The organism is Geitlerinema sp. CS-897, assembly GCF_028368005.1.
Classification (GTDB): Bacteria; Cyanobacteriota; Cyanobacteriia; order Cyanobacteriales; family Geitlerinemataceae; genus Baaleninema; species Baaleninema simplex.
Map to the genome: position 1 here is coordinate 21,294 of NZ_JAQNCQ010000132.1, position 6,000 is coordinate 27,293.

At 56.6% G+C, this 6,000-nt stretch carries 3 protein-coding genes; 2 read left to right on the forward strand and 1 reads right to left on the reverse strand.

Features of this window, described 5'->3' with window-relative positions; genetic code table 11:
• The first annotated feature begins 221 nt into the window (after window positions 1-221).
• The gene (locus POG22_RS08215) at window positions 222-2,072 is read left to right on the forward strand and encodes a WD40 repeat domain-containing protein (RefSeq protein WP_063717130.1); all 1,851 of its coding nucleotides are present in this window, start codon (window positions 222-224) and stop codon (window positions 2,070-2,072) included.
• A 71-nt stretch (window positions 2,073-2,143) separates the two neighbouring features.
• Here POG22_RS08215 and POG22_RS08220 read toward each other — a convergent pair whose 3' ends face one another.
• A complete protein-coding gene (locus tag POG22_RS08220; protein WP_498904666.1) occupies window positions 2,144-2,539 on the reverse strand; it encodes a hypothetical protein in 396 nt (131 codons plus the stop codon).
• 243 nt (window positions 2,540-2,782) lie between these two features.
• Here POG22_RS08220 and POG22_RS08225 point away from each other — a divergent pair, with 243 nt between their 5' ends.
• Window positions 2,783-5,863: a plasmid replication protein, CyRepA1 family gene (locus POG22_RS08225; protein WP_498904667.1), complete on the forward strand. Its 3,081-nt coding sequence runs from the start codon at window positions 2,783-2,785 to the stop codon at window positions 5,861-5,863.
• Window positions 5,864-6,000 lie beyond the last annotated feature (137 nt).

The following is a 6,000-nucleotide window of genomic DNA, read 5'->3' on the forward strand; positions in this document are numbered from 1 at the left end:
GTCACGCAACTTACCATTCTCGGTTACTTTTGGGGTTGGGGCGGTGCGTGACGCGGTAATACACCATTGACCGGATTTCAACCTCATTGACTGCCCGCGTCACGCACCCTTGTATGTTGGCGGTGTACATTGGCGGTGCGTGACAGATCGATCGGTCTCACGATCGACACCCGATTTTTCAAGTCACGCACCCTACAACTGCTCACTGCTCACTGTAAAAGATGCGTCGTTCTCCCAATCAACTGCAAGTTGCTGAATATCTGTGCTGGATTAGTACGGTGGTGGGAACGTTGGTGGCAGCGGTGTCCGGTCGGTTCGTCTTTGCTGGGGTGCCGATTTCTCTGTCACTGTTGCTGAACTTAACGAACCGCCGCAATTTGGAAACGATGGCGCAACGTCAGACGATGGCGACCGTCGCTCAGGTTCATCAGAAATTGTCTTACGATATCGATTGCCTGCGATCGCAACTCGGCGACCCTCACGCATTTTCCCACCGTCCGGCAACGCCGCCGTCTCCTCATTGGCGGAAACAGCCACCGGGATCGGACGTTCGTTGGGAATTGCAACAGCTTCAGGCGGAATACCAGAGTTTGCACGAGTCTCTCTGCGACACCATCGCCTATCTCAACGATTCGCCGCTACCTCAGCGTATCGACGAGTTGGAACTGCAAATCGAGTATTTAACGGACGAGTTGGAACGACTGCGGCATCAATGGCACGCCTCGGTTCCCATCGATATCGAACCAGTTCCGACAGAAACGGAGGACGACGACAGCCCCGAGAACGTCCCCCCGTTGGACGAGGCAGAGTCCGAAGCCCCCCCCTCTTCGAGCAAGTTTTCTCTCGATTTACCCTTAGAACGGCGTCGCGAACCTCCCGCCGCTGGAGAGGAATCACAGGCGTACTGCCAAGAGACGCCCCCGCCAAAGAAACCGGCGGTTCCCATGTTTTCTATTGAAGGTCGCGAGTCATCTAAGGCAAAAAGTACCGCTTCCCCCACGTTGCCCCTGTCGTCTCCGCCGAGGGAAGAACCAGCCGCCAGCGAAAGTAGTGTGGACGCGGTAGAACGTCCGACGTCGCATCCGGTTGCCTCCTCGGGGACGGTGGGGTTGCCGACGTTTATGGTGAAGGTTCCCCAGCAACAGTGGGATTGCGTGTTTACGCTGACCGACCACGGGGATTGGGTGAGCGCCCTCGTGGTGTCTCCCGATAACGAACTGTTGGTCAGTGCCAGTTTCGATAAGACGATTCAGGTGTGGCGTCTGAAAACGGGGGAATCCTTGGGGGTGTTGTCGGAACACGACAGCCCCGTGTGTGCGTTGGCGGTGAGTCCCGACGGGTTTTTGTTGGCCAGCGGCAGTTGGGACAAGACGGTGAAATTGTGGGATTTGCAGAAACAGAGTTTGGTGGAGACTCTGGCGGACGAGGAGGAAGCGGCCGGATCGGTGCGATCGCTGGCGGTGAGTCCCGACGGACAGTTTGCAGCCAGCGGGTGGTTTGAAGGAATCGTTCAAATTTGGCAGGTGAAGGTGTCGCCGAAGCGCAAGCGGGTTTCAGCCAGCGATCGCGGCCGGACGGAGGCGCATCGCGGCCGGGTGGATGCCTTGGCGTTCAGTCCCGACGGGTCGATGTTAGCCAGCGGTGGGGCAGACGGATCGATCGTGTTGTGGCGCTTCGACAGCGAACGGGGCAGTTTGGAGCGCGATCGCAGTTTGACGGACAGCGGCGAACCTATCAACGCTCTGGCGTTTAGTCTCGACGGCCGTACCCTGGCCAGTGCCAGTCGCGATCGCACGGTGCAACTGTGGGATCTCGATCGCGATCGCTCTCGCCAAACGCTCAACGAACACGCCGGTTCGGTCACGTCTCTGGCCGTCTGTCCCGACGGAAACACCCTCGTCAGCGGCAGTGCGGACGGGACGGTGAAGATTTGGGATATGGTTCGCGGTCGAGCGATCGCCACCCTCAGCGATCGTTCCGATGCGGTAATGGCGGTGGCGGTGAGTGCTGACGGCGAAACCCTCGTCAGCGGTACGGCAGATGGGACGGTGAAGGTGTGGCGGAAGCGGTAGGGGAGAGGGAGAGGGGGAGACGCTTTTCCTGATTCCCTGTTTCCTGTTCCCTGTTCCCTGGTGACTATCCACTATCCACGGCTAGCTTGTTTCCAGCGTTCGATGTAGGCGGGAAATTTGGGGAGGCGACAGGGATATCCGGCGTGTCCGTCTATGTCGCCCAAGCAGCGCAATAGGTTGTCGAAGGCGGCGCGGACTTCGGGGTTCGATCGCACCATCTGATTGGCGCGAGTGCTGTCTAAGGAAATGGCGATCGCTTGCTGTGACCGAAATCCTTGGCGGCGGTTCCCTTGTCTGATAAAATAGTCGATTCCTGGTTGTAGTTGGTGTTTCTGAAAGACGTTGTGTAATCCTTGCACGGCTCGCTGAAGACGAACGTTTAACTTCGCTTCGATCGCCGATTCAGATTCGTCTTGGGTCAAAGCCTGCCAAAACTGGCGGAGCCGTTGGAAAAGAAACATCGACAAAGGTCCGACCTCTCGAGTCCGACTGCTAACGTCTGACTTACAGTGTATCGAGACTTCCGCAGGCGCGAGCCTTTTGGCTGGCGTCGCGGTTTCTGCTGGCCGCTTTGAGAAGGGTATCGAAGACTACGCCATATATAGTGTTTTTGTTCTCTAAAAAAACGGTTGACACACTACATATGGCGTATGATAGAGTCCTAGTCCTCAGATAAGCTCGTTACTCTCGAAAAAAAACCCAACCGAAACGTGAATCACTTACTGGAATGGTCTGAAAGTCGGGTCGATGAAGAATTGACCCGTCTGAACGTCGTACCTCTCAACGGAACGCTCCCCTATGATTACCTGTTTTACTCGGAGGATTTGCCCCGTCGCAACGACGGCCGCCTTCGGGATTCGGTATTGAAACGCTACCGCCACATCGAAGAAGGCGGTTGGTGGTGTTCGGGGATCGACCTCCTGACGGGGAAAGACGATCTCTGGGGCTGTTTCAAACCGAACCAACCGCGCGATCGCTTCGACGGTACTCTCGACGGCAACCTCGACGACGCCGCACGCAAACTGATTAAATACGAACATCCGCCCAAAACCGCTACGGGATTGTTCGCGTTGCGGGTTCCGCTACATTTATGGAAGGCGATCGCCGATCGCGCTGGCGTCGGACTTTCTCACGACGATATCGACAACGCACAATCGGATTTCGGCTTTTGGCAGTGGCTTTTAAACCACCCAGAAGTTCCCCTCTGCGTTACGGAAGGGGCGAAGAAAGCCGGATCTTTACTCAGTGCGGGATACGCAGCAGTTGCCCTTCCCGGCATCAACGGCGGCTACCGCGTGCCTCGGGACGAATGGGGAAACCGTGTCGGGAAATCTCGCCTGATTCCGCAATTATCAATGCTGGCCGAGGGCAAGCGCCCCGTTTGTTTGGTATTCGATCGCGATCGCAAACCCAGCGCCATTAAAGCAGTCCACGGCGCGATCCGTCGCACCGGATACCTCCTCAGTCGAGCTGGATGCTCGGTTCGCGTCGTTACCTGGAACCCCGAAGACGGCAAAGGTGTAGACGACCTCATCGCTAACGGGGGAACCGACGCCTTCGATCGCGCCTATACCAGCGCCCTCCCCCTCACCACCTGGCGGGCCCGTTCCCTGGCGCGGTTGACCTACCGCAACGACATCCAACTCAACCAACCCTTTCTCGGCGACCTTCCCGTCCCTAAAAGCGCCTCCCTCGTCGGTATTCGCTCTCCCAAAGGTACCGGAAAAACCGAATTTCTGCGGCGCGTCGTCGAACGGGCGATCGAACAAAAACAGCGGGTTCTCGTCATCGGACACCGGGTTCAACTGGTCGAAGCCCTCTGTCAGCGGTTCGGACTGCCCTATATCAGCCACGTGAGCGACCCCACCGACCCCGGTATCGGCTACGGTTTGTGTATCGACTCCCTCCACCCCGATTCTCAGGCGCACTTCGACCCCGAGGATTGGACGAACGCCGTGGTGATTCTCGACGAAGTGGAACAAGTGCTGTGGCATGGGTTGAACTCGGACACCTGCCGCAGTCACCGCGTCCCTATCCTGCGATCGCTCAAAGCGCTTATCCAAAATACTATCGCCGAATCGGGGCAGGTGTTCGCCGCCGACGCGGACTTAAGCGATACCTCCTTAGACTATTTACTGTCGCTAGCCTCGGTCAAACGCGCTCCCTTCATCGTGCAGAACGACTGGAAAGCGGGGAAAGACGCAAGCTGGACGGTTCACCACTACACGGAAAGCACCCCCAAACGCATCGTTCGGGAACTCGAACAACACATCGAAGAGGGCGGAAAACCCTTCGTTTGCTTGTCGGCGCAAAAACTGACGAGTCCCTGGAGTACGCGATCGCTCGAAGCCTATTTCCGTAAAAAGTTTCCCAATTTGAAGGTTTTGCGGGTGGATGCGGAATCTGTCTCGGAACCGAGTCATCCGTCTTATCGGTGTATGGGATCGCTCGATCGCCTGTTGAAAGACTACGATGTGGTGTTGGCGTCGCCGTCGATCGAAACGGGGGTCAGCATCGATTTACGGGGTCATTTTACGTCTGTGTGGGCGATCGCTCAGGGCGTCCAGTCGGAAAACAGCGTTCGTCAAGCGATCGCGCGGGTTCGCGATACCGTTCCCCGTCACCTGTGGCTGGCGCGTTACGGCTTCAACAAAGTCGGTAACGGTTCGACTTCTATTCCCAGTTTGCTGAGTTCTGGAAAGCGTCTGACTCAGTTAAACGTGCGTTTGTTGCAGCAGTCGGATTTCGAGGCGTTCGACGATTTCGACGCCAGTTTCCAAGCGGAATCTCTCATGTGCTGGGCGAAAATGGCGGTGCGCCTCAACGCGACGATGGCACAATATCGCGATTCGGCGATCGCGGCGTTACGAGATGAAGGTCACGCGATCGTTGAAATCGCTCCGGCGAAGAAAACTCGCCGCCGCAGTACCCGCAAGCGCAAAGCCAACGACACCACCCCGGAAACGCCGTCGGAAACGTTGCAGCGCCAGATTGCGGAAGTCCAGCGTCAGAATTACGACGCCGACTGTCAAGCGATCGCCGAAGCGCCGAAATTGAACGATCTCGACTATCGCAGTTTGAAGAAAACCTTGGTGAAAACGCCCAGCGATCGCCGAGCGTTGCGAAAATACGAACTGCACCGTCGTTATAAGATTTCGGTGACGCCGGAATTAGTCGAACGGGACGATAAAGGCTGGTACAAGAAGCTTCGGTTACATTATTTCCTGACGGTGGGACGGTCTTATTTAGCCGAACGCGATCGCCGGGTGGCGCAAAAACTCATCGAACGGGGTCAAGGACAGATTTTCCAACCGGATTTCAATCGATCGCAACTCGGCGCCACGGTGGGAACGATGGAAGTTTTGGGACTTGCGAAGATTCTCAACCAACCCCAGCGGGAGTTACGCAACACTGACGAAGATTTACAGGCGATGGCGAAATTGGCGTTGCAACATCGCACCGATATCAAACTCACCACCGGAATCGGTTTGGCGAAAAACTCCACGCCGATGGTCGTCCTGCGGCGGTTCTTAGACAAACTGGGGTACGGTTTGACCTGTCTGCGTTGCGAACGAGAGAAGAATAAAAAGCCGTTGCGCGTCTATCGCATCGAACCGCCGAAAGACGATCGCTGGTTGGTGTTCGAGCAGTGGTTGGCGGTCGATCGCTCCTCGAAACGCTTCGGCCACCGTCCGAAAGCTCGTCGCGGAAAACCCCAAGAAATGGAGGCGGCGAACGCTCCCACGATGCCAGAAGAGCGATCGGAACAACTCACGTTAGAGTTGGATTGACATACTCCCCGGCGTGAACGCACGGGGATTCTCACAAAGTGATTCTTGATTCATCGACACCACTTACTGTTTCAAGTTGCCTATCGACAGCAGGGGTGGTAGTCTCCTCAAGCGTTCCTGGTTCCCCAGCAGTTTCC

Bases quoted from the DNA above. Each gene is read 5' to 3' on its own strand.
- POG22_RS08215 (WP_063717130.1), top strand. From the start codon at position 222: ATGCGTCGTTCTCCCAATCAACTGCAAGTTGCTGAATATCTGTGCTGG.